Origin of the sequence: Psychroflexus salarius (genome assembly GCF_900129035.1) — a bacterium.
Classification (GTDB): domain Bacteria; phylum Bacteroidota; class Bacteroidia; order Flavobacteriales; family Flavobacteriaceae; genus Psychroflexus; species Psychroflexus salarius.
Window position 1 is genome coordinate 259,540 of sequence record NZ_FQTW01000001.1, and the last position, 24,627, is coordinate 284,166.

At 32.6% G+C, this 24,627-nt stretch carries 21 protein-coding genes and 1 pseudogene; 18 read left to right on the forward strand and 4 right to left on the reverse strand.

Features of this window, described 5'->3' with window-relative positions; genetic code table 11:
• The first annotated feature begins 1 nt into the window (after window position 1).
• The 4 genes and pseudogenes from BUB82_RS01165 to BUB82_RS11860 form a co-directional block, all read left to right on the forward strand.
• Window positions 2-544, forward strand: coding sequence for a YceI family protein (locus BUB82_RS01165; protein WP_073190859.1), 543 nt, complete (start codon window positions 2-4; stop codon window positions 542-544).
• Entirely contained in the window at window positions 522-911 is a 390-nt protein-coding gene (locus tag BUB82_RS01170; protein WP_073190862.1) for a hypothetical protein, read from the forward strand. Before BUB82_RS01165 ends, BUB82_RS01170 begins: the two co-directional genes overlap by 23 nt.
• Window positions 904-1,770: a DUF5777 family beta-barrel protein gene (locus BUB82_RS01175; RefSeq protein WP_083574438.1), complete on the forward strand. Its 867-nt coding sequence runs from the start codon at window positions 904-906 to the stop codon at window positions 1,768-1,770. The genes BUB82_RS01170 and BUB82_RS01175 overlap by 8 nt, the downstream gene beginning before the upstream one ends.
• A 600-nt stretch (window positions 1,771-2,370) precedes the next feature.
• Window positions 2,371-2,517, forward strand: a pseudogene (locus BUB82_RS11860) (NAD(P)-dependent oxidoreductase); the annotation flags it as partial.
• On the opposite strand, the gene BUB82_RS01185 reads toward BUB82_RS11860, so the two are convergent.
• Window positions 2,514-3,995 carry a sodium/proline symporter gene (locus BUB82_RS01185; protein ID WP_073190865.1) on the reverse strand — a complete coding sequence of 494 codons (1,482 nt, stop codon included), beginning with the start codon at window positions 3,993-3,995 and terminating at the stop codon, window positions 2,514-2,516. The pseudogene BUB82_RS11860 and the gene BUB82_RS01185 sit on opposite strands and share 4 nt — an antisense overlap.
• A 108-nt stretch (window positions 3,996-4,103) precedes the next feature.
• Here BUB82_RS01185 and BUB82_RS01190 point away from each other — a divergent pair, with 108 nt between their 5' ends.
• The 6 genes from BUB82_RS01190 (at window position 4,104) to BUB82_RS01215 (ending at window position 10,486) form a co-directional block, all read left to right on the forward strand.
• A complete protein-coding gene (locus tag BUB82_RS01190; protein ID WP_073190868.1) occupies window positions 4,104-4,886 on the forward strand; it encodes a TerC family protein in 783 nt (260 codons plus the stop codon).
• Complete coding sequence (locus BUB82_RS01195) at window positions 4,879-5,796, forward strand: DUF368 domain-containing protein (RefSeq protein WP_073190871.1); 918 nt, start codon at window positions 4,879-4,881, stop codon at window positions 5,794-5,796. Before BUB82_RS01190 ends, BUB82_RS01195 begins: the two co-directional genes overlap by 8 nt.
• Window positions 5,797-6,810, forward strand: a complete 1,014-nt coding sequence (locus tag BUB82_RS01200; RefSeq protein ID WP_073190873.1) for a DUF368 domain-containing protein — start codon at window positions 5,797-5,799, stop codon at window positions 6,808-6,810.
• Window positions 6,811-6,813: 3 nt separating this feature from the next.
• Window positions 6,814-7,542, forward strand: coding sequence for a shikimate dehydrogenase family protein (locus BUB82_RS01205; RefSeq protein WP_073190876.1), 729 nt, complete (start codon window positions 6,814-6,816; stop codon window positions 7,540-7,542).
• A gap of 186 nt (window positions 7,543-7,728) precedes the next feature.
• Window positions 7,729-9,807 (forward strand): DUF349 domain-containing protein, encoded by a 2,079-nt coding sequence (locus BUB82_RS01210; RefSeq protein WP_073191846.1) that lies wholly within the window; start codon window positions 7,729-7,731, stop codon window positions 9,805-9,807.
• Between the two features lie 4 nt (window positions 9,808-9,811).
• Window positions 9,812-10,486 carry a class I SAM-dependent methyltransferase gene (locus BUB82_RS01215; RefSeq protein WP_073190880.1) on the forward strand — a complete coding sequence of 225 codons (675 nt, stop codon included), beginning with the start codon at window positions 9,812-9,814 and terminating at the stop codon, window positions 10,484-10,486.
• On the opposite strand, the gene BUB82_RS01220 is transcribed toward BUB82_RS01215, so the two are convergent.
• The 3 genes from BUB82_RS01220 to BUB82_RS01230 all read right to left on the reverse strand — a co-directional run bounded on the left by BUB82_RS01220 (window position 10,476) and on the right by BUB82_RS01230 (window position 14,821).
• Window positions 10,476-11,879 carry a tetratricopeptide repeat protein gene (locus BUB82_RS01220; RefSeq protein WP_073190884.1) on the reverse strand — a complete coding sequence of 468 codons (1,404 nt, stop codon included), beginning with the start codon at window positions 11,877-11,879 and terminating at the stop codon, window positions 10,476-10,478. The two genes, BUB82_RS01215 and BUB82_RS01220, sit on opposite strands and share 11 nt — an antisense overlap.
• Window positions 11,880-11,963: 84 nt before the next feature.
• On the reverse strand, window positions 11,964-13,148 hold the full coding sequence (locus BUB82_RS01225; protein WP_073190888.1) for an aspartate aminotransferase family protein: 1,185 nt from the start codon (window positions 13,146-13,148) through the stop codon (window positions 11,964-11,966).
• A gap of 2 nt (window positions 13,149-13,150) precedes the next feature.
• Window positions 13,151-14,821, reverse strand: a complete 1,671-nt coding sequence (locus tag BUB82_RS01230; RefSeq protein ID WP_073190891.1) for an OstA-like protein — start codon at window positions 14,819-14,821, stop codon at window positions 13,151-13,153.
• 144 nt (window positions 14,822-14,965) lie between these two features.
• Here BUB82_RS01230 and BUB82_RS01235 point away from each other — a divergent pair, with 144 nt between their 5' ends.
• The 8 genes from BUB82_RS01235 to BUB82_RS01270 all read left to right on the forward strand — a co-directional run bounded on the left by BUB82_RS01235 (window position 14,966) and on the right by BUB82_RS01270 (window position 24,619).
• A complete protein-coding gene (locus tag BUB82_RS01235; RefSeq protein ID WP_073190894.1) occupies window positions 14,966-15,346 on the forward strand; it encodes a hypothetical protein in 381 nt (126 codons plus the stop codon).
• Between the two features lie 44 nt (window positions 15,347-15,390).
• Window positions 15,391-19,713, forward strand: coding sequence for a CusA/CzcA family heavy metal efflux RND transporter (locus BUB82_RS01240; RefSeq protein WP_073190897.1), 4,323 nt, complete (start codon window positions 15,391-15,393; stop codon window positions 19,711-19,713).
• A 4-nt stretch (window positions 19,714-19,717) separates the two neighbouring features.
• Complete coding sequence (locus BUB82_RS01245) at window positions 19,718-20,869, forward strand: efflux RND transporter periplasmic adaptor subunit (RefSeq protein WP_073190900.1); 1,152 nt, start codon at window positions 19,718-19,720, stop codon at window positions 20,867-20,869.
• 5 nt (window positions 20,870-20,874) lie between these two features.
• The gene (locus BUB82_RS01250) at window positions 20,875-21,552 is read left to right on the forward strand and encodes a response regulator transcription factor (protein WP_073190903.1); all 678 of its coding nucleotides are present in this window, start codon (window positions 20,875-20,877) and stop codon (window positions 21,550-21,552) included.
• On the forward strand, window positions 21,549-22,934 hold the full coding sequence (locus BUB82_RS01255; RefSeq protein WP_073190905.1) for a sensor histidine kinase: 1,386 nt from the start codon (window positions 21,549-21,551) through the stop codon (window positions 22,932-22,934). The genes BUB82_RS01250 and BUB82_RS01255 overlap by 4 nt, the downstream gene beginning before the upstream one ends.
• 74 nt (window positions 22,935-23,008) lie before the next feature.
• The gene (locus tag BUB82_RS01260; RefSeq protein WP_073190908.1) at window positions 23,009-23,437 is read left to right on the forward strand and encodes a thioredoxin family protein; all 429 of its coding nucleotides are present in this window, start codon (window positions 23,009-23,011) and stop codon (window positions 23,435-23,437) included.
• Window positions 23,427-24,410 carry an FAD:protein FMN transferase gene (locus tag BUB82_RS01265; protein ID WP_073190912.1) on the forward strand — a complete coding sequence of 328 codons (984 nt, stop codon included), beginning with the start codon at window positions 23,427-23,429 and terminating at the stop codon, window positions 24,408-24,410. Before BUB82_RS01260 ends, BUB82_RS01265 begins: the two co-directional genes overlap by 11 nt.
• Complete coding sequence (locus tag BUB82_RS01270; RefSeq protein ID WP_073190916.1) at window positions 24,407-24,619, forward strand: DUF4266 domain-containing protein; 213 nt, start codon at window positions 24,407-24,409, stop codon at window positions 24,617-24,619. Before BUB82_RS01265 ends, BUB82_RS01270 begins: the two co-directional genes overlap by 4 nt.
• Window positions 24,620-24,627 lie beyond the last annotated feature (8 nt).

Below are 24,627 nucleotides of genomic sequence, written 5' to 3' on the forward strand. Positions count from 1 at the left end.
AATGAAAAATATATTATTATTAGGAATTCTATTAATTGCTTATACAGTAAAAGCACAAAAGTATTTTACAAAAACTGGTTTTACAGAATTCAAGGCTTCTGTTGAAGCATTTGAGCCGGTAGAAGCAAAAAATAACAGCACTACTGTCATACTAGATACTGAAAATGGTGAAATTGCTTCTTTACTTTTTATAAAAGCCTTTAATTTTAGAGTGGCTTTAATGCAGGAGCATTTTAATGAGAATTATATGGATTCTAATGAACATCCAAAAGCTACGTTCAAAGGAAAACTATTAGATTTTAATTACAAATCCATTGAGAATTCTAAGACATTTAAACTTCAAGGTGTGTTAACTATTAAAGGCAAACCAAAAACTATAGACACCACAGCAACACTTAGTAAGAATGGAGAAAATTTGATCCTCGAGTCTAATTTTAACGTGTCACCTTCAGATTTTGATATTGAAATACCCAATGTTGTTAGAAAAAAAATAGCAGAAACAGTTGATGTAAACTTATCTTATGAGCTTGTCAAAAAAAGCTAAAATAAGCCTTGGGCTCTTTGTAGTCCTATTAGTTGTTGGCTTTATCAGTTATAAATATGTAATGAAGCCACCAGCGGTAATTGAGGACAGAAATGTTTCATTTGAAGGTACTAGTCAGGATGTATTTGAAAAAGTACAGGGAAATCCTAGAGGGTGGCAAGATAAAGTTGTTTTAATATCAGGAACAATTACTTCTAAAGATGATAAAGGACTTTCATTAAATAACAATATCTACTGTCAACTCAAAGAAAAGCAATATATAAGTATCAATGAAAACATCAGATTAAAAGGAAGAATAATCGGATATGATGATTTATTAGAAGAATTAAAATTAGACCAATGCATAATTATTCAAAACTATGATTAAAATAAAAAATATTATCTTTATATTAACGATGGTTGGTAATTTTATTTGCTTCTCTCAAGATGACTTGTTAGCTGAATTAGAGTCAGAAGCTGAATATACTTCTTATGAATTACCAGCTTTTAAAACTATGACCATTGTTAATCTGCAATCTACGAAAATTGCAGCAAAAAAAGAGTTTTACTTTTTTGTATCTCACAGATTTGGTTCTGTTAAAGATGGTTTTGAAACTCTTTTTGGACTCGATAATGCCAATACAAAAATCCAATTCGTTTATAGTTTTTTTGAAGGTGTTCAATTTAGCCTAAGTAGAGAGTCATGGCGACAAACTTATTCAGGATCCGTAAAATATAACATTGTAAAACAATCTAGTGAATTTGGTTTAAATTTGGTAGGATTCCACATTGCCAACATTAATGCAGAAATTAATGAAGACTTATTTCCTGAATTAGAAACCTCAGACCGCTGGAGCTTTGCACATCAATTATTAATATCAAGACGATTTTCAGAAAAGTTTTCATTCCAATTGGCACCTACATATATCAGAGAAAACTTACAGGATCTGAGGGCTGTTGCTGAAGCTAATTATAATCAATTTGCACTTGGTGGTGGAGGCAGATTCAAATTGAGTAAACGAATAAGCATAAATGCAGATTATGTTTACAATTTTAGCAGAGACGGAAATAATATTTATAATAACCCACTATCCATTGGTGTTGATATTGAAACTGGTGGTCATGTTTTTCAAATATTGTTTTCTAATGCTCAATCTACCAACGAACCAGGTTTTATAAGTAACGCAGGTGGTGACTGGTCCGAAGGTGATATTTTTTTTGGCTTTAATATTGTTAGGGTTTTTTAATAAACTTAATTATGTTTCTTACTTTTAATTAATTAGAATCTATTGAAATCTAATACAAAATTAACGAATTTGAAAATTAGTGAATCAGTTTTTTATATGATTATATTATTAATTACGTAGCTTAATTATTATTTATGAGATTATCTACGAAGTATCTTTAGATAAATCTCGGTGTATATCTAACTGAAAATTATTCAAATTAAAATTAGTAAAGTTACTAAAGAAAAATTAGCAATTTCTCTCATAAGTTTCGTGCTTAAGTAAGATGTAGCTTTGATAAATAAATTGTGAATCCAGAGTGATAATATAATTGTATTTAGTAATCTTGATTCTAAAAAAATGTATGCCTATAAACACCAATCAACCAAACCTTGATAGTTAACAAGATTTTGTTAAAAATAGAAAAAAAATTGACAATTGACAAAAGAAATTTAATTGTTGAATTCTAAAATTATGGCGTTTTTATCAAATCTGAAACCTTATTTCTCTTGTTCTATACTTTAAATAGTAATCTATGAGTTTTAATGCTTTAGAAAAAAATCTACCACAAGTCTGTTTCTGATTTATAAATTAATAATTCAAATAACATTCATATAAGGAATTTACAAAGGGTACCAAGCTTCAAAAGCCGAAGATATAGCCGATATTATTTTATTTTGCGTTACTAGACCATATCATGTAAATATTGCCGATTTAGTAGTGATGCCTACTGCTCAGGCTAGCAGTATGATTATTAATAAAAATTAAGATGATGGCTTATAAATTTTACTCACCAGCACACCAACTAACATGGCTAAGACAAATGAAGGAAAAAGAACATCAATTTTTTCGAAGTAGACACCATAAGTTGGTAACTCCTGAAATACAAACTTGAATAAAGCAACAGATAAGAAACCAGTAATCATTGAAGCGATTGCACCAGCAGCATTATAAGCTTTCCAAAAAATAGCTAAGATAATTACAGGACAAAAGCTTGCGGCTATTCCTGACCAGCCAAAAATAATAACCCAAAATACTTGGCGTTCTGGTGATGTAATGGCAATAAGCATGGCAATACCTAAAGCTAAAAAAGCCATAATTAAGGTAACCCATCTTGAGGTTTTTGTCAAACTTGCATCAGTTAATTTTGGTCTAAATATTTTTTGATAAAAATCTCGTGTTACGGCACTTGAAGCTAGGACTAATAATGAGTCTATAGTAGACATAATAGCCGAAAGTACAATGGCAATATAAATTGCGGTTAATGCGAGTGGTAAAAATTGTTCGGTCATTAAGCCTAAAACATCTGCACCTCCAACACCAAGTATATCTTCAGCATTTTGACCAGATTCTGTAAAAATGACCCGAGCTAAAACACCAATTGTAACCGCTGCGGCATCTGTAAGAAATGTGAAAATAACAGCAACCCAACGGCCTTTGTTAATTTCGGCCTCATTTTTAATCGACATGAACCTAACATAAACTTGTGGCGAACCTAAAAAGCCTAAACCAATCATAGAAAAGCCTAAAATTGTGGCGACATTAAGCCATGTATTATCGCTGCCACCCCAAATATGCGTTAAATAAGGATCGATTTGATGTAACTGCGTGTAAATACTTTCATGATGACTAATACTGAAATAAACCACAATTGGCAGAGCGACCAGACCTAGAAACATTAAAAAACCTTGAAATAAATCTGACCAAACCACTGCCACATAACCACCTACAAAAATATAAGCCAATACAATTAAAAAGCCTAAAATAGCACCATAAAAATAGTTAAGGCCAAGCATCGATTCAAAAGCAATACCAGTAGCATCAATCTGTGAACTCACATATATAACAACAAATACCGATAAAATTGTGGCTGAAATTGCCCGCAAAAAGGGCTTGGTGGTTTTAAAATGGCTTTCAAGAAAATCAGGAATAGTAATCGATTGGTAACGATCGCTTAGCCGTTTAAAGGGTTTAGCCATAAAAAACCAAGATAAAGCAACGCCAAGAACTTCACCAACAACCACCCAATAAGCAGATAGTCCCGCCATAGCACCCATTCCGGTTAAGCCAATTAGTATCCATCCAGATTCGCCTGTAGCTCGCGCTGAAAAAGCAACAGCCCAATAGCCTATTTTTTTACCTCCAACATAAAAGTCTGATATGTTTTTAATTCGTTTAGAAGCAACTATGCCGATGGCAAATAGTATTAATACATAAATAACAAGTGCCGTAATTTTAACAATCATAATTTAAAAATGTATAAAATGAAACTTGACCAAATTACAAAAACTAAATTGAAAGCACTTCAAAGCCGAATTAATCATTATTTTTGAATTTAATTTTAATCGAGATTTATGGTTGAATTACTCGCTAATCCAGATGCTTGGATTGCCTTAATTACACTCACATTTTTAGAAGTTGTTTTAGGGATAGATAATATTATATTTATTTCAATTGTAACAGGTAAACTTCCTGAAAAAGAGCGCAAAAAAGCCACACGCGTTGGTTTAATTTTAGCTATGCTTATGCGAATAGGTTTACTTTTAGGGATTACTTGGCTTATTGCAATGAAGGCTTCAATTTTTAGTCTTCACCTATCATGGATTGACTTAGATTTATCTGGACAAGGCTTAATTTTACTCTTAGGTGGTTTATTCTTAATTTACAAAAGCACAAAAGAAATTAGTGAAAAGGTTGACCATAAAGGCGAAGAAGCACATCAATTAAAATCGACTGCCAAACGCAGCTTCACCCAAGCTATTATTCAAATATTGGTCATTGATATGATATTTTCAGTAGATAGTATTTTAACTGCTGTTGGTATGACAAACGGTGTTGATGGTGCATTATATATCATGATTACAGCTGTAATTATTTCAATTTTAATCATGCTTATTTTTGCTGTTCCGGTGGGGACATTTGTTAATAAAAACCCATCTATTCAGGTGCTAGGTTTAGCTTTCTTAATATTAATTGGCTTTATGCTTATCACTGAAAGCATGCATTTATCTCATGCGCAAATATTTGGTCAAGAAGTTGGTGCAATCCCTAAAGGTTATTTGTATTTTGCCATCGCTTTTTCGCTTAGTGTCGAATTTATTAATATGAAAGTCCGTAAATCTAAAACCATTGAATAGAACAGCTAAAGAATACGCCTTGATTTTCTTAAAAGGTATTGCCATGGGAGCAGCCGACGTTATTCCTGGCGTTTCAGGTGGTACTATTGCCTTTATTACAGGAATTTATGAAGAGTTAATTACCAGTATTGGTAATATTAATTTCGGCTTAGTTAAAACCTTTAAATCTCACGGTGTTAAAGCCTTTTGGCAACAGCTCAACGGTAATTTTTTACTTGCATTGCTTATTGGAATTGGCATCAGTGTATTTAGTTTAATGCGCGTTGCCCATTATTTAATTGAAGAACATCCTATTAAAATTTGGTCTTTTTTCTTTGGTTTAGTTATAGCAAGTGTTTGGTTTATTGGCAAGCAAATATCAAAAATTACACTAGCCAATGTATTTATCTTTGTTATTGGTGCATTGATTGCCTTTGGAGTTACAAAAATTACACCTGCACAAGGTACAACAAACGAATTTTATTTATTATTGTGTGGTGCCTTAGCCGTTTGCGCTATGATTTTACCGGGAATTTCTGGTGCGTTTATTTTGTTACTCCTAGGCGCATATCAAACTATTTCTGAAGCCGTTAGCAGTTTCAACTTTAAAACGATAGCTTTAGTAGGTTTAGGTGCTATTATAGGGCTATTAAGCTTTTCGAAACTTTTAAAATGGCTGTTTAAACATTATAAAGATTTAACTTTAGCATTACTTTCAGGTTTTATTTTAGGCTCATTAAATAAAATATGGCCCTGGAAAGAGGTCTTAAAAACGAAAGTGATTAAAGACAAAACTATTGTTTTAGCCGAGCAGTCTATATGGCCAAATCAGTTTGAAGGTGAAAATCACTTTTGGCTTGCAGTGGGTTTAATGCTTATAGGTTTTATAAGTATCATTATACTCGAAAAAATAGGTGAAAGTAACAACTAAATGCAGCAACAACGAACATTTATAGACCAATTTTACCTGTTTATAAAAGGTTTAGCAATGGGAGCGGCCAATAAAGTTCCTGGTGTTTCTGGTGGCGTTGTGGCTTTTGTTGCTGGCTTTTATGAAGAGTTTATTTATTCTCTACAAAAATTTAATTTTAAATCTCTTTTGCTTCTTTTTAATGGCCGATTTAGAAGCTTATATCAATATTTGAATTTACGCTTTTTGGGTGTTTTAATTTTAGGAATGGTCTTTAGTTATTTCAGTGTATCTAAAGTACTAGATTATTTTTTAGAACACTTTGAAATAAAAGTATGGGCTTTGTTTTTCGGTATGATTATTGGGTCTATTTACTATATCTCCAAAGATTTTAAATTTGAATCTAATGCACAAAAATTGACGATGATTTTTGGAGTTTTAGGTGGCATAGGCATCAGCTTACTAGAACCTGCAACACAAAATGATAATTTATGGTTTGTGTTTTTGTGTGGTATTATTAGTGTCTCTGGTATGACATTACCAGGGCTTTCAGGCTCTTTTATACTTATTTTATTAGGGAATTATGTATTGCTACTGGTCGACTCAGTCAATGCTTTATATGATACGGTAAGCGAATTAGTTAGACTCGATTATAGCTTTTTAAAAAATAGCAACCGCATACGCTTATTAAAAGTATTAGGTGTTTTTACAGCGGGTTCTCTGTTTGGCTTAGTGAGTTTATCTCATGCGCTTGGATACTTGTTAAAACATTTTAAAAATCATACTTTTTCTTTTATCATTGGTTTTATAGCTGGTAGTTTAGGCGTTGTTTGGCCTTGGAAAATTAAAGTATTCAAATTAAATGAGGCTAATGAAATTTTAAAAGATCAAAACGGAAACTTTATTATTGAAACTTACCAGCGATATTTACCTGATTTCACAAGTTTAATAACTTGGGTTGAAATTGGCTTCATATTGATTGGTATTTCAATTGTATTAGCTTTAATTTGGTTTCCTAAACGTAATAAAACTTAAATTATGGATGCGTACGGACTTGTGGGTAAAGACATAGATTATTCGTTTTCAAAATCATATTTCACAAAGAAATTTCAAAAAGAAGACATCAAAGCAAGCTATAAGAATTTTGATATAGCCGATTTAACTCAACTTAGCGAGATACTTAAGAGCCATCCAGATTTAAAAGGTTTCAATGTTACAATTCCTTATAAAACTGCTATTATTCCTTTCTTAGACGAGATAGACAGTCAAGCCAAATCGATTAATGCAGTAAATACCGTTAGAATTGAAAATAAACGATTAAAAGGTTACAATACAGATGTTTACGGTTTTACAAAATCCATGTTTCCTTTAATCGAAAATCATCACGAAAGCGCATTAATATTAGGTACTGGCGGCGCTTCTAAAGCTATTAAAAAGTCACTTAGTTCTATTGGTTTTGAAACGCAATTAGTTTCCAGAAAAAAGTCACCAAACATTATTACTTACAAAGAACTCGACCAAGATATTATACAGTCGCATCAAGTCATCGTCAATTGTACACCATTAGGCACGCATCCTAAAATTGATGATCATCCACCGATTCCATATCAATTTTTAACCGACAAACATTTGTTATACGATTTAGTATATAATCCGCCAATTACTACCTTCTTAGCTTTAGGAAAAGAACATGGTGCTAAATTTTATAATGGTCAAAAAATGTTAGAATTTCAAGCCGAAAAGGCATGGGAAATATGGAATTCGTAAAATCGATAAGAATGTAATAAATTTTTCGGTTTTAAAATTAAGAGCATTATTACCAAGTAGTTCTAATAGATTTCAGTCTGAAATGGATAATTAGACTCTTAAATTCAACTAAAATTTTAAATACTTTGTGTATGTGATGACATGTTAGTATATTTCGTGCTCATACGAACCTTAACATTGAAAGATATGTCTGACCAGAACAAACCTACTCAGGAAAACAACGAAAAACCAATCGAAAACACATCAAACCAACCTGCTGAAAAAACTGATGTGTCTTCTCAAAATAATAATCCTCAAGAAGACCACTCACCCGAAGAATCTCTTGAAAATGCAATGGTTGAAGAATCTACACAAGACTCCAGCCAATCAACTTCAGTAGAAAACTCTTCAGAAAAAGAAGAATTTTCAAGTAATGCTACTCAGGATGGTTCTGATGAAAAGTCCGAATCAGGAGACCAAACATCTTCTAAAGAAGACGAACATCAAAAAAGTATTGATGAAGCTAATGCTGAAGAAAATGAAGATGATGACAACGCAAAACGTCATGATATATTGATGAAAGAATATGAAACCATGTCTATCGATGAATTGGTTTTAGAACTTAAAAAACTACTGAAAGAAGAGAAAGTTCAAAATATTCGTGACCATGTTAACCAAATAAAAACTGAATTTGATAAGCAATTTAATGCCATTGTTGAAGAAAAGAAAGAAGAGTTTATTGCTGAAGGCGGCAATATTATAGATTTTCACTATTCGTCACCAGTCAAAAAAGAATTTTACGAAACTTACTTTAATTATCGAGAAAAACGCGATAATTACTACTCACAACTCAAGAAAAATTTAAACCAAAACCTTAGCGTTCGTTTAGGTATTATTGAAGAATTAAAAAATATGATCGGTTCTGGTGAAAGTATGTCGGCTAGCTTTCAGCAATTTAAAGAATTGCAAGAACGTTGGCAAAATGCAGGTCCAGTACCAAAAGCTGATTATTCTACTTTGTGGAATAATTATCACCATCATGTAGAGCGTTTTTACGATTTCTTGCATTTAGACCGTGAGTTTAGAGATATGGATTTTAAATATAATCTCGACCAAAAGTTAAAATTAATTACACGAGCTGAAGAATTAGTTGAAGATGATGATGTTAATCGTGCCTTTAGAGAGTTACAATTACTGCACAAAATGTGGAAAGAAGAACTTGGTCCCGTTGCAAAAGAATACCGCGATGATATCTGGGAAAAGTTTAGTGAAGCCACCAAAAAAATTCATGATAAACGCCATGAATATTTTGACAAGTTAGATGAAGAGCGAGAAGACAACTTAAAAGTTAAGCTTGATGTCATTGAGCAAATTCAAAAAATTGCCGATAAAGACATTAAATCTCATAATGATGCCCAACAAAAGATTAAAAACATAGAGAAATTACGTGACATCTTTTTTAAAGCTGGTAAAGTTCCACGTAAAGACAATGAAAAAACTTGGGACCAATTTAAGTCGGCAACAAGAAGTTTTAATAAAAAGAAAAACAACTTCTATAAAAACTTAAAAAAAGAGCAATTTGAAAATCTCGAGAAAAAACGCGAGTTAATCAAAATTGCTAATGAACATAAAGACAGTAATGATTTTGATGCTTCAACGCCTTTGATGAAGAAAATTCAAAATGAGTGGAAACAAATTGGTCACGTTCCTAGAAAAGATAGCGACAAAATTTGGAAAGAATTTAAAGATGCTTGTAATCACTACTTCAACCGTTTCCATGAACATAAACGCGAAGACAATAAAGAAGAATTTGAAGCATTTAATCAGAAAAAAGACCTTGTTGCAGAGTTGAAACAAGTTAATTTAACTGGCAGCGATGAAGAAAAAATAAATCAAGTTAAGGCATTTATTGAAAAATGGAATGAGCTTGGAAATGTCCCTAATCATAAACGCTATATTGAAGGTAAATTTTATAAAGCCCTTGACCAGCTATTTAAAGATATCGATATTTCTCGCAAAGAAGCTGAACTTATTAAGTATGAAAACAAGCTTCAAGACCTTGATGAGACAACCGATACTCGCAAAATCAAGCGTGAAGAAACCTTCTTAAGAAAACGTATTGATGAAACAGTTTCAGAGAAAAATCAATTAGAAAACAATTTGCAATTCTTTTCATCAGATAATAAAGACAACCCAGTTGTTAACGACGTTAGAAATAAAATTAAAAAATTAGAAGAAGATTTAGATATGTGGAAAACTAAACTCGATAAAATTAGAAGGTTATAGTTTCATGACAAATCATTCATCAAAAAAAAGCTTTACCAAGCCATGTAAATTATGCTCAGGTAAAGCTTTTTATTTTACTGAAACTCATAAGAGAACCTATTATCGATGTAGTAACTGCAGCTTAATTTTTTTAGACTCTAATTTTTATGTTAGCCCTAAAACAGAGCAAACCCGATATGAAACCCATAACAATGACGTTACTGACGTTCGTTATCAAAACTTTGTTTCACCAATAACAGATGCTGTAGCGTCCAAGTTTTCTTCAAATTCTGTTGGCTTAGATTACGGATGTGGTACAGGTCCAGTAGCTACCTTCGTGCTTCAAAATAAAGGTTTTAAAAACATCAAGCTATATGACCCATATTTTGAACCACATGAAGCTTATCTGACCTCCAATACTTACGATTTTATCATTTGCTGTGAAGTGATGGAACACTTCTACGAACCTTTTAAAGAGTTTAAAGGTTTAAGCCGTTTACTAAAACCAGACGGTGTTTTATACTGTAAAACCAAACTGTTTAGTGAAAAGAAAAACACCGCTGATTTTGAACAATGGCACTACAAAAATGATGAAACGCATGTTTGTTTTTTCAACCGAAAAAGTTTAGAATTTATCGCACAGCAATTCTCTTTAAAACTTGATAGAAAAGACAATCAATTAATTAGTTTTATAGCTTAATATGATGTTTTTCTAAAACACTTACAACATGACCATCAACTAACATTTCAGGAAATAATAGGTGGTTATCTTCTATACAAGTCGGCTGTAATTGAATGGTTTTAACTAAGTAATCAATAGCCTTAGAAGTTTGACCTAACTGGTAGTAAATCCCTGAAAATCTAAAAAATATTTCGGCATTGGTAGGAAAAAAATCACTCGCTTGCTGACATGCGATTAAAGCTTCTTGGTAATTTTTTTCCTGAATAAAGGCGTTTATTTGTAATAACCAAACTTCAATTTCAAAATTACCTAGATTAAGACTCTTCTTTAAACCGTAAGCACTATCTGCTGAATTCCCTAATTCTTGATTAATGATAGCGTAGTGTTTCCAATACAACACGTTTTCTTCATCAATATTAATAGCTTTATTAATGTAATATAAAGCTTGTTTAAAGGATTTTTCTTTAATGTAAAAATCTGATAAAGCTAGCCAGATTTTATCCATTAATGGGTCTTCATGAACCGCTTGCTTAAAATACTTGAGTGCTTTTTGCTTTTGGCCTAGTGCGTAATAACATTTTCCAATCCGCAAATAAGCAAATGCAGTTGGGTCATCAAGCTGTAAAGTTATTGAATACGTATCAATAGCTTCTTTATGTCTGTTTAAGCGTTCTAAAACTTTTGCCTTTTCTAGATAAGCACCAACAAAATATTCATCTGAAATAATGGCATATTCAAAAGCATTAAGTGCTTTACTAAGCTGATTATCCTCAAAATATAACTTTCCTAATTGATGCCAAGCAATTTCAGAATAAGGGTTTTCATTAATAACCGCTTCTAAAAACTGAACCGCTTGTTCGCGTTGATTTAAAAAATCGAAACAATAAATTACATTATACAAAGCTGTATAATCTGTTTTATCAATTTTAACGCAAGACATATAGGCCTGCTTAGCTTGTTCAAAATTTTCAATAAACAAGTATTCCATACCTAACATGCTGTAAACATCGGCAGCTTCATCGGTACATTTTAAGGCTTGGTTTAAAATTTTTATAGCCGCTTCGTGATCGTCTTTTTTAGATAAAACACTTGCAATTAGCAGTAAAACTTCATCATTAGTTGGCTCTAATACTTTTAACTCATCTAAAAGTTCTACAGCTTCAGTTAACTTGTCTTCAAGTACTAAAACTTCAGCTTTTAAAAGGCGTAAATTAGTGGCTAGTGGATGCTGATCAAGACCCATTTTTAGAGCTTTTTTAGCAAGGACTAATTTACCAGTGTCCATATAATGTACCACGATATTTTCAAATTCAGCCAAATCAAAAAATAAAACATGATTGGTTTTAAGCATCATTTCAAATTTGTCTATTGGGAAGTTGAAATCATCATGTTGAAATGGATCTAATTTCATGTAAAAAATTTTTGGTTAAGATAAGCTTGAATTTGAAAACAAAAGACGATTAAATAAAAATCTTATCAACAATTTAATTAACAATTAGCGCGATTTATAGTTGTCTAGTATATCAATAATAATGCCACAGCCTTTTTTAATCTCTTCGGTTGAAATGGTTAGCGGTGGAGACATACGTACAGCACGTTTTTCATAAAGTAGCCAAAACAATATTAACTGCTGATTTTTAGCCTCTAGCACCAGATAATTAGCCATTTCAGGGTTTTTACAAATTATGGCTAACATTAAACCTTTGCCTCTTACCTCTTCTATGAGTTCGTGTTGAAGTAAGCTTCTAAAAAGCTGTTCTTTTTCTAAGGTTTGGTCTATTAAGTTTGTTGTTAAAAGCGTTTCTAGAGTTGCTTTAGCTGCTGCTGCAATGACAGGATGCCCACCAAAAGTGGTAATATGACTCATTTTAGGCTTATCGCTTAAAGTTTTCATTAAAGTTTCTGAAGCTACAAACGCTCCTATTGGCATTCCTGAGGCCATTGCTTTTCCGATCACTAAAATATCAGGAATAACCTCATAATGCTCAAAACCGAAAAGTTTCCCTGTTCGACCGAAACCAGGTTGAATTTCGTCTAAAATCAATAATGCACCTACAGCTTTACAATGTTGTTTTAATAATTTTAAATAGTCGTTCTTAGGTTCAATAAAGCCTGCGCCACCTTGTATGGTTTCAACAATAACGGCAGCCGTATTTGTGGTAATACAATTAAAACAAGTGGTATTGTTAAATTCAATATGAGTGATGTCTGGAACTAAAGGCTTAAATGGTGCAGTGCGCTCTTCATAATCCATTAAACTTAATGCACCAAAAGAATTGCCATGATAACAAAACTTAGCCGCAATTATTTGCGATCGTCCGGTTGCTCTCCTCGCTAGCTTCATCGAGGCATCTATAGCTTCTGTGCCACTATTAACTAAATAAGTTGTGTTTAAAGGTTCAGGTAAGTGCTGCGCTAATAATCTAGCATATTCAACAGCTGGCTTTTGTACATATTCTCCATAAACCATCACATGCATATATTGGTCGACTTGTCTTTTAATAGCCTCGACAACTTCTGGATGCGAATGCCCTAAACCATTGGCTGATACACCAGCAACAAAGTCTAAATGGGCTTTACCATCAGCGGTGAAAATATAAGAACCTTTGGCGTGTGATATTTCTAAACCTAACGGATGTGGTGTAGTTTGTGCTTGATATTTATAAAAGTCCGATTTCAAATTTAATCGTTTATTGGGTTAGACTTTTTAGGCTTTTGCTTATTTGAACTATTGTTTCTTAAAACAGATTTATCATTCAAATTCAATTGAAGTTCAGGTTTTTGGGGTTGTTTAGAGAATGGTTTGCGATCTTCTTTAAACTCACCTATAATCGGTTTTGATTTATAGGATTTTCGGTTGCTAAATAAATCTTTTTTTGAACGTATTTGTTCTTCGCCACGCCAATTAAAACCTTTTAGTTTTCTTGCGTTTGGTGGCATTTTAGATTCTGGATAAGTTTTATCATCAGGCTGATTATAGTAATAAATATCAACTATTTTTTGGTCTTCAAATATGAGTTTAATGGTTGAAGCTAAAGCCTTATTAATTCCAAATAAATCGCCGTTTTCTTCTCTAATGTAGTAAATGGTTTCTGTGTTTTTAATGACATTAACCTCATTTAATTCATTATCTTCAAACAAACCGTATAAAAATTTACCTTTAACTTGATTAAAACCTTCTATAGTATCTTTTTGAATCATAAAACTGTTGTTATACACTTTTAGTGAATCAAGTTTGTTTGTAAGCGTATCATTAATAAGCTGAATTGTATCACCTGTAATTTGCTTATTTTCAGACCACAAAACAGGATTTCCGATCATTTTGGTAATGCCAGTAACTTCATCTAAATGAAGTGAATCTGATTTACCATTCAAATTTTGTTTGAATAAGCGAACATCATAATAAGCACTAACTTTTCTAAATTTAGATTTCCCAGTAATTAATAAGGTATCGCTAGCTATAAATAAAGAGTCTTGTTGCTGAAGACTTGCTATATAAGGTGTTTTAGTAACGATAATTGAATCTTTATCCTTAAAAACTTCAGCATAATTACCATATAAAGTAGAGGCGTTTGCTGTATCTACAACGCGAATATTTTGAGTTGCTGAAGCATAATTTCGTTTACGGTTGAAGTAAATACTGTCACCATATAAATCGCGATTTTCGTATTTAACATTAGCATCTTTCACAAAATAGCCTTGGTCCGATTTGGTGTCGTAGTAACCTTTTTTGCAAAAAACGGTGCCAGATTCACTAAGAATTGTTGATGGCCCATACAAATAGGCATGACCTGTTTCTGGATAAAAGACAATTTGTTCAGAGGTGATATTATAATCTGGATGTGAGACTTCTACTTGTTGTCTAAAACTATATTTTTTGGCTGGCATATCATAGTTACCATAAATACTAGTAATCGTACTTACTGAATCTTTCACAGTTCCGCCGCTTCTATAAAATGCATTTTGTTTTTGGCGATCAAAAAAAAGTGAATCGGTTGTTAAGGTATTGCTTGGTGTTATTAGTTTGACATCATCACTTGCAAATGCAAATTTAGAGTTGCCATCGTACTCGGCGTATTTAGAAAACATTTTTATCGTATCACCTTGATTCATTTTTACTTGACCAAAAGCTCTAAAAAAATTATCTTCCTGATAAAAAACAGCTTGATCACACCAAACTTCTATGCCTTCATGTTTAAAATATACTTGTTGATTAACTTTGCTAAATAGTAAAGCTTCAGGGTATTTTTGTTGATCCTTACTCGTACGGTCACTCTCATAGTAAATTTCACGATTTTGTGAAAAGCTAACTACAGATATTAGAATAAACGAGCAAAAAATAAGATGTTTCAAAGACTATATTTTTTTGACAAAATTACACATTTAGCTTGTTGCAGACCAAAATTGTATTAATAAATAAGATAATATCTTGTTTAGTAATTTTAATTAAGCAAATCTTAAGCTAAGGAATTTAAAATAATAGTACATTTGTAAATGATGAAGTCTTTATCAACATTTGCTTTAACAGTTTTAGTTAGCTTGCAATCTATCGGAATTTCAGCAGCTAATGTACTGAATTTGTCAAATTTTTACGAACACTACGAACTTCATCAAGCGGAGACTAATTGCGATTTTTCAGAATTTTTAGATCTTCATTACGGCAGCCAAAAAGCTCAACATGAAGACGAACATAAAGAACATGAAAATCTTCCGTTTCAAGAGTGCCATCATCTTTCACATAATTTTTATGTTGAACCTTTACATCCCAACGATTTGGGCATAAGAATTCCTGTTGAAGTTATTCAGCATAACTTCAATTATTGTCTACTGTTTAATTCATTACGTGAAACTGAAATTTTACAACCACCCAAAATTTAAACATTTGTTATCAACTTATGTTTAATCTTTCAATTTAAAATTTCATGTTATCAAAACTCATAGAATTTAGTTTAAAATCTAAATTCTTAATTATTTTGTTTGTTATAGGTTTAGTGGGCTTTGGCTCCTATTCCCTATTCAAGGTTTCAATTGGTGCGGTTCCCGACATTACCAATAATCAAGTGCAAGTCATCACCACATCGCGTAATTTATCAACGGCTGATGTTGAGCAATTTATCACTTATCCCGTCGAATTAGAAATGGCTAATTTGCCGGGCGTTAAAGAAATTAGATCGGTCTCTAAATTTGGACTATCGGTAGTTACGATTGTGTTTGAAGATGATTTAGGCACGTATTTACCACGCCAACTCATTGCGGAAAAATTAAAAACAGCTGCCGAAAAAATTCCTGCTAGTTTTGGAACGCCACAAATGGGACCTATTACAACTGGTTTAGGCGAAATTTACCAATACACCTTAGAAACCAAACCTGGCTTTGAAAACGATTATGATGCCACAGAGTTGCGTACCATCCAAGATTGGATTGTTAAGCGCCAGCTTTCAGGGATTCCTGGCGTGGTTGAAATAAATACTTGGGGCGGTTTTTTAAAGGAATACGAGGTTAGTATAAACACGCAACAACTGCAAGCTAAAGGGATTAGCATTAATGAGTTGTTTTTAGCATTAGAAAATAATAACTCCATCGCTGGCGGAAGCTATATTGAAAAAAATGATGAAGCCTATTTTATACGTGGTGAAGGTCTCGTTTCAAGTCTTGAAGATATTGAAAATATTGTGGTGACAGTTCGAGACAATCAACCTATTTATATTAAAGATATTGCTGAAGTTGGCTTTGGACATGCAAGACGATTTGGCGCAATTACTGGAAATGGTGAAGGTGAAAAAGTCTTAGGTCAAGTCATGATGCTCAAAGATGCTGACTCAAAACGAGTGATCGATGCTGTTAAAACTAGAATTTCAGAAATTGAAGACAGTCTGCCAGAAGGTGTTTACATTAATGGCTTTTTAGATCGCTCTGAACTTATTGGCCGAACAACTTCTACCATTGCCGAAAATTTAATTTTAGGGTTTCTTGTGGTCGCCTTTATTGTTATTGTTTTAATTGGTGATTGGCGAGCTGGTTTAGTGATTTCTTCTATTATTCCGTTGAGTTTTTTAAGCGCTATTAGCTTAATGTATGTGTTTGGTGTAGATGCCAATTTAATGAGTTTAGGTGCTTTAGATTTTGGAATCATCATAGATGGAGCCGTCATTATAGTGGAGTTTGTGGCCTTTAAATTATGGCAACGTTCTAACGAATTTAAAGGAAAGACTTCAACTGAAATTGTAAAACTAAAAGATAAAATTACATTTAATGGTGCATCCAAAATGCTAAACTCAGCTATTTTCGGACAATTTATAATTTTAATTGTTTTTATTCCCATTTTATCATTAAGTGGTGTTGAAGGCAAGATGTTTAGACCGATGGCATTAACCTTCAGCTTTGCACTAATTGGTGCCATGATTTTGTGTTTTACTTGGGTTCCTGTCGCTTGTAGCTTAATTTTAAAACCCAATGCTAAAACCTTTACATTTTCAACACGATTAATAGATGGTATAAAAAAAGCCTATTTACCTTCTATAAAATGGGCTTTAAACCATACAAAAGTTGTGTTGGTTTCTGCCATTTTATTGGTCATCATAGGTGTTTTTACATTCTCGAAAATGGGTGGCGAATTTGTGCCTACTTTAGATGAAGGAGATTTTGTAATTCAACCTATTTTAAAAACAGGTAAGTCATTAAAAAGTACCGTTGAACGCACTACAAAAATTGAAGGAATTTTATTAGAAGAATTCCCAGAAGTTACACAAGTGGTTACACGAATTGGTGCGGCTGAAGTCCCAACAGACCCAATGTCTATGCAAGATTCTGATGTCATTGTGCGTTTAAAGCCTAAATCTGAATGGACAAGTGCTGACACGAAAGAAGAGTTGGCTCAAAAAATTAAAGAAGCCTTAGCCGTGATTCCTGGAATGGATTTAGAATTTACACAACCTATTGAAATGCGTTTTAATGAATTGATTACTGGCGTTCGATCAGACATTGCCATTAAGATTTTTGGAGAAGATTTAGATGTTCTAACGCAAAAAGGAAACGAAATTCAAGAATTGATTGAAAATGTAGAAGGTGCGGCTGATATTTCGGTTGAAAAAATTGTTGGCTTGCCCCAACTTTCTGTTGAATACAAGCGAAATAAAATTGCACGCTATGGTCTAAATATCAAAGCCATAAATTCAGTGATCACTGCTGGATTTGCTGGTAAAGCAACAGGCGTTGTTTTTGAAGGTGAAAAACGATTTGATTTAGTGGTTAGATTACAAAAATCTCAACGACAAGGTATTGAAGACTTAAGAAGTTTAATGATTGACACCCCAAATTCTGGTAAAATTCCGCTTGATGAAGTTGCTGAAATTAACTATGATAAAGGACCTGCCAAAATTTCAAGAGACAATACCAAACGCCGTATTGTGGTTGGTGTAAATGTAAGAAATAGAGATTTAGCTTCAGTCGTTGCCGATATTCAAAAGCTCGTTAAAAACAATATCAACTTACCTGTAGGTTACACCATCAATTATGGTGGACAATTTGAAAATCTTGAAAGTGCAAAAGCTCGTTTAAAAATTGCCGTGCCTATTGCCTTAATTTTAATTTATATCATGCTATTTTTTGCGTTAAAAAAACACCGTGACGCCTTATTGATTTTTACAGCCATTCCATTTTCTGCAATTGGTGGTATATTTTTACTGTGGTTACGTGATATGCCATTTAGTATATCGGCAGGTGTTGGTTTTATTGCTTTATTTGGTATTGCTGTGCTTAATGGTATTATTTTAGTTGAATATTTTAAAGATATTTTAAAAACACACGACAAGTTAAGTTTACAACACATTATTGATGCGACACAAGATCGCCTACGTGCGGTTTTACTCACAGCAAGTTCAACGGCATTAGGATTTTTACCAATGGCTATTTCAACTGGAGCTGGCGCCGAAGTTCAACGTCCATTAGCTACGGTAGTTATTGGTGGTTTAGTCACTTCTACCCTACTAACTTTAATTGTTTTACCGGTTTTATATGCTATGAATAATAAAACACCAAAATTAAAATTAAATAGTCCATTAAGCATTTTAGTGATTTTACTGTTAGGAACTTCGATATCTAGTTATGCACAAGACGGTGAATTTGAAGCGCTCAAACAAAAGATGTTAGAGAACAATCATAAGCTAAAATCAGCACAACTTCTATCTGAAAGTACTAAAGCTGCCGAAGGACAAGCCTTTACGTTCAATAAAATCCAAATCTATCAAAATTATGACCAATCGGAAGCCGATCCTATTGCAAGTCAACCTTTATATCAATGGGGAATTGTGCAACAGTTTGATTTTCCGACGGTGTATGCGAACAAGTTGAAGTTGAACAAAGTTAAAACTGAGCTTGCAGAAACCCAACTTAGCATCACTGAATTAAAGCAAATTAAAGCCCTTCAAAATAACTATCAAAACTTTTTAGAAGCGCGAGAAAAGCTTAGAGTTTATGATAGTATTTATGAAGTTTATAAAGCGTTCTCGCGAATGGCAAAACGCAAATTTGAGGAAGGTGAATCTAATTATTTAGAAAAAATCACAGCTGAATCTAAAGCCAGTCAAATTGAAATTGATCGCAGCCAGCTTCAACAAGATTTAGCGAATAGTAAACTTGCAATTCAAGCCTTATTACAAGTTGAAGAACCTTTAATTTTAAAAGGTCGTCAGCTTAAAAAGCTAGAATTAAAGTCTGTTTTAAAGCAAAATGAAAATTTAAGTATTTCAGCTTTAACCATCGATCAAAAAATGGCTGAGCAAACTTCTAAATTAGCTAAACACCAACTATTGCCTGGGATTTCAGCCAGTTATTTTATCAGAAGTAATTCAGCTATAGACCAAAACTTTAACGGTTATCAAATCGGCTTAAATGTACCATTATTGTTTTTTGGTGATCGATCTAAAATTAAATCGGCACAACTAAAAGCTCGCGCAAAAGAAGCCGAACTTACCGATGCTAAAATAGCGCTTAAAAAAGGTCAAGAACAACTTATTGAATTGCTTAAGGTTCAAAGCAATACTTTAACTAATTACGAAAATCATCAGCTTAAAATGGCCATTGAAATTTTAAATACAGCTAAATTGAGTTATAAAGCTGGTGAAATTGACTTTTTTAGATATGTGCAAAGTATTGAACAAGCACAACGCATTAAACTTGATTATTTAAGCAAATTGCGTGACTATAATCAAACCATTATTCAATTAAATTACTTCTTATTAAATTAAACCTATGAAACCTTCTATTATACTATTGTTATTAATTTTTGCAAACTTAAACAGCTCTTGTGGTGACTCTTCGGAAACTTCAACCGAAGATAAAAACAAGTCAGATGCTGGCCATATTACTCTCAGTCATCAACAATTCAAGTCAGCCGAACTTCAATTAGGAACACCTGAATTCAAAAAATTTTCAGAACAATTTGAAGTTACAGGTATTATTGATGTGCCACCAAAAAACAGAGCTTCAGTAACTGCTTATTTTGATGGTTATGTGACCCAAACTGAATTGCTTGTGGGTGATGAAGTTAAAAAAGGTGATGTTTTGGTGAAGTTAAAACATCCTAACTTTATCAAAATTCAGCAAAACTATGTTGAAGCCTTAAGCAATTTAGAGTACTTAAAATCTGAATTTGACCGTAAACAAAGCCTTTACGAAGATGATGTGATTGCACAAAAAGTATTTCAATCAACTAAAAACCAATTTTTAAATGCCAAAGCACAATTGGCATCAGCAAAAGAGCAAATAAAGTTGATGAACCTTAGTCCTGCACAAGTCGCTCAAGGAAATTTCACTTCAGAAATTAATATTTTAGCGCCTATAAGTGGTAAAGTTTCAAAACTAAATGTGGCGCAAGGTAAATTTATAGCCAAATCTGATATGATTATGGAAATTTTAGATGTAGATCATGTACATTTAGAATTAGAAGTGTTTGAGAAAGATCTTTTAAACATTAATAAAGGTGACACTTTAAGCTTTATGATTCCTGAAGTAACTAACCAAAAGTTTGAAGCTTATGTGCGATTAATTGGTGCTGAAATTAGTCAAAACAGACGTGTTCGTGTACATGCACATCCTATAAATGAGAATGTAAACTTTAAAGTTGGTATGTTTGTAAATGCTAGTCTTAAAACTAATGAGAAAAAGATCATTGCTTTGCCGGAAGAAGCTTTTACAAGTCTAGATGATCAAACCTTTATTTTACAACTTGATGAAAAAACATCTAATACATATCAATTTTCAAAGTTAAAAATAAAAAGTTCTGTGCCTCAAAATGGCTATAAACCAATACTGAATGCTGATGAACTGAATTTAAAAGCACAATATTTAACTAAAGGCGTTTTTGATTTAATTACCAATAGTGGCGGCGGACATAGTCATTAATAATTATGAATAAATCAGATTTTAATATATTAATTGCTGAAGATCAACTAGATATTGCAAAATTTCTTAAGCAAGGACTTACAGAAGAAGGCTATCAATGTAAAGTTGTTAGAAATGGGCAAGCGGTCTTAGAATTTATGAAGTCTGAAAACATCAGTTTAATTTTACTTGACTGGATGATGCCTAAACTTAAAGGCATTGATGTTTGTAGGCAATTAAGAGCTGAAAACATTTTAACGCCTATCATTTTTTTAACCGCAAAAGATACAGTCGAAGATACTATAGAAGGCTTAAAAAGTGGTGCTAATGATTACATCAAGAAACCCTTTAATTTTGATGAATTATTAGCGAGAATTGAAGCTCATTTAAGAATTCATTTTAAAATCGACGAAATCCTTAACATTGGTGATATTTCAATAAACATAAGTAAACACGAAATTACTAAGGCTGATGAAATGATTAACCTGACCGAAAAAGAATTTAATTTTTTAGTCCATTTAGTTAAAAATAAAAATCAAGTTTGTGATCGACAATCTATTATAGAGCAAGTTTGGGATATTCATTTTGATTATGATACTGGTGTTCTTGACGTTTACATGAATGCCATTAGAAAAAAATTAAACCTCCAAAAAAATGAACTTATTAAAACAGTTCGTGGCATTGGTTTTATAGCTCAAGAATGAAGCTATCCATCAAAAATAGAATTGCACTTTATTCAGTCATCGGCATTGCTAGCATTAGTTTATTGGTATTTTTGAGTATTTATTTTACTGTAAAAAAAACCGTTTACAATGAGATTGATGATGATTTAAAGTTTGAAGCTAAAAAGCATGTTTTTGAAGTTGTTCAAAAAAAAGACACGCTGTACTTTGCTTACAAAGATGAATGGCTTGAACGCGAACATGTAGAAATTGAAGTCTACCCATTGTATGTTGAACTTTTTGACAAAAATGGTCTAAGCTTAGACAAATCCCCAAACTTAAAATCTCGTTCACTTCATGTCAATCCAGAAATTACAAATTCATTTATTTCAAACACAAACCTTGACAATCAAGCATTAAGGCAAATTCAAATTCCGCTTCGTCAGGATGCAGCGATAAATGGTTTTATAAGTATTGCCGTACCTTTAGGTGATGCAAAATTACTGATTGAAACACTACAGCAAACATTACTAATCATCTACCCTATTTTATTAATTATCACTTTTTTTACCTCTAGACTAATTTCTAGAATTACCATAAAACCAGTTACACGCATTGCAAAAACAGTTGAAGATATTAACACGAACGATTTAACTAAACGCGTAACTAAAATGAGTAATGGTGATGAGTTAGAAACCTTATCTAATGCCATAAATGATTTTCTTGACCGAATTGACGCTGCTATTAAAAGAGAAAAACAATTTACAGCAGATGCTTCACATCAATTAAGAACACCATTAGCAGTAATTAAAGGAAATTTAGAGGTCCTAATTAGAAAAAATCGCCAACCTGAAGAGTATGTTGAAGTCATAAAAGCCAATATTATCAAAATAGATGAAATGTCTAGTGCTGTCGAAAAGCTTCTGATTTTAGCTCGATTAAACAGTAATTCTAATCAGAATATTGAACTTAAAAGCTTGAATGTTTATCAACTAATCGAATCGATATTAACCAACTATAAACTTCATATTTTAGAAAAGCAATTAGCCATTTCAATAAGTAATTCTAAACATATCATACTCAACTCAAATAAAATATACCTGAGTTTCATCCTAGATAATTTAATTTCAAATGCTATTAAATATGCAGATACCAATAGCGAAATTAAAGTTACAATTGAAGAATTATCAAGTAAATTTCAAATAAAGGTTTGTAATACAGGTCCTAAAATTCCGCCGACTGAAATCAACGAAATTTTCAACCCGTTTTTTAGAAATAAAAATCATGAAACAAAACAAGAAGGCTACGGCTTAGGCCTTGCCATAGTTGCAAAAGCAGCAGAATTATTGAACATAAAAGTAGAGGTTTCTTCTAATAAACTCACCTGTTTTACACTTACAATTCCGAAAAAAAGCCAAACTTAAGATTCACTTAAGATATAAAGCAAAATAGATTTTGAATGCTTTTTTGATGTTATTTTGATGTAAATAATAATGTCATGAAGTTATCACTTTTAATGATTAGTTTGTCTTTAAGCCTTTCTACTTATGCTCAAAACTGGGTTTATGATTTTAACGAAGCTAAAATTCTAGCTGAACAAGAAAACAAACAAATCCTACTTGTCTTTTCCGGTTCAGATTGGTGTGCGCCTTGCATCAAGCTAGATCGCCAAATATGGCAAACCAAAGTGTTTAAAAATCACGCAAAAGAAAATTTAGTGCTTTTAAAGGCCGATTTTCCAAAGCGTAAAAAAAATCAACTTCCAAAAATTCAGCAAGATAAAAACAAGGCTTTAGCCGAAACTTACAACACTAAAGGCTACTTTCCATTTGTAGTTTTACTTGATGCTGATGGTCAAGTCATGAATCAACTTGGGTATAAAAATCTAACGCCAACTAAATACATCGAAGCCATCTATGGTCAATAAATTAATTATTCTACTAGGTTTTGTATGGATGTTTAACCTTCAAGGTCAGTCAATTTTTAAGCGTGAAATGGGACTCATGGGATGCCAATTTGATATTACGGTTGTTGCTAGTTCTCAAAATGAAGCTAATAGTTACATTGACATAGCTGTTGAAGAAATACAGCGAATTGAAACTATGATATCGTCATGGAAAACTAACTCGCAAACTTCAGCTGTTAACCGAAATGCAGGCCTAAAACCTGTAAAAGTAGATGATGAATTGTTTCAACTCATTAAACGGTCGATTCAACTTTCAACTATTACAGATGGCGCCTTTGATATCAGTTTTGCTTCAATAGACCATATTTGGAATTTTAATAAGCAAGAAACCACAATGCCTGATCAAGCTAAACTTTTGTCTTCGGTTGAAGCCATTGGTTATGAACATATTCAATTAGATGAAGCTAACTCTACTGTTTTTCTTACCAAAAAAGGAATGAAAATTGGCTTTGGTGCTATAGGCAAAGGCTATGCCGCTGATAAAGCCAAAGAACTTCTCATAAAAAAAGGGGTTAAATCTGGCATCATCAATGCCTCTGGCGATATGAATACTTGGGGAAAAAAACCAGATGGTAACGCTTGGAAAGTGGCTATTACCAACCCGATGAATAAAACCAAAAGTTATGGCCTATTTGAAATTAATAACCAAGCTGTAGTTACCTCAGGAAATTACGAGAAATATGTTCTTATTAACGGTGAGCGCTACTCACATATTATTGACCCTAGAACAGGTCAACCAACAAAAGGTATTTTAAGTGTTAGCGTTTTTGCGCCTAAAGCCGAAATGGCCGATGCGCTAGCAACATCCATTTTTGTAATGGGAGTCGATGTTGGTTTAAACCTCATTAATCAACTTCCAAATGTCGAGGCAATTATAGTTAAAAGTAATGGCAGTTTAGCCACTTCAAACCAAATAAATATTACATCAAAATGATAAAAACAACTGTTAAACTATCTCTAATCAGCTTATTCTTTACGTCTTGTGTAGCGGTTAAAGAATATGAGAAGATAAATATTAACGATCCAGACATGGTCTTATCTGAACGCCAATTAGACAAATACAAGTCGACTTTTCAATCTTATCGTGAAGCAGCAGCAGGCGCCAATGGCGGTAAAACTGGTGGTGGTTGTGGTTGTAATTAAATTAAACA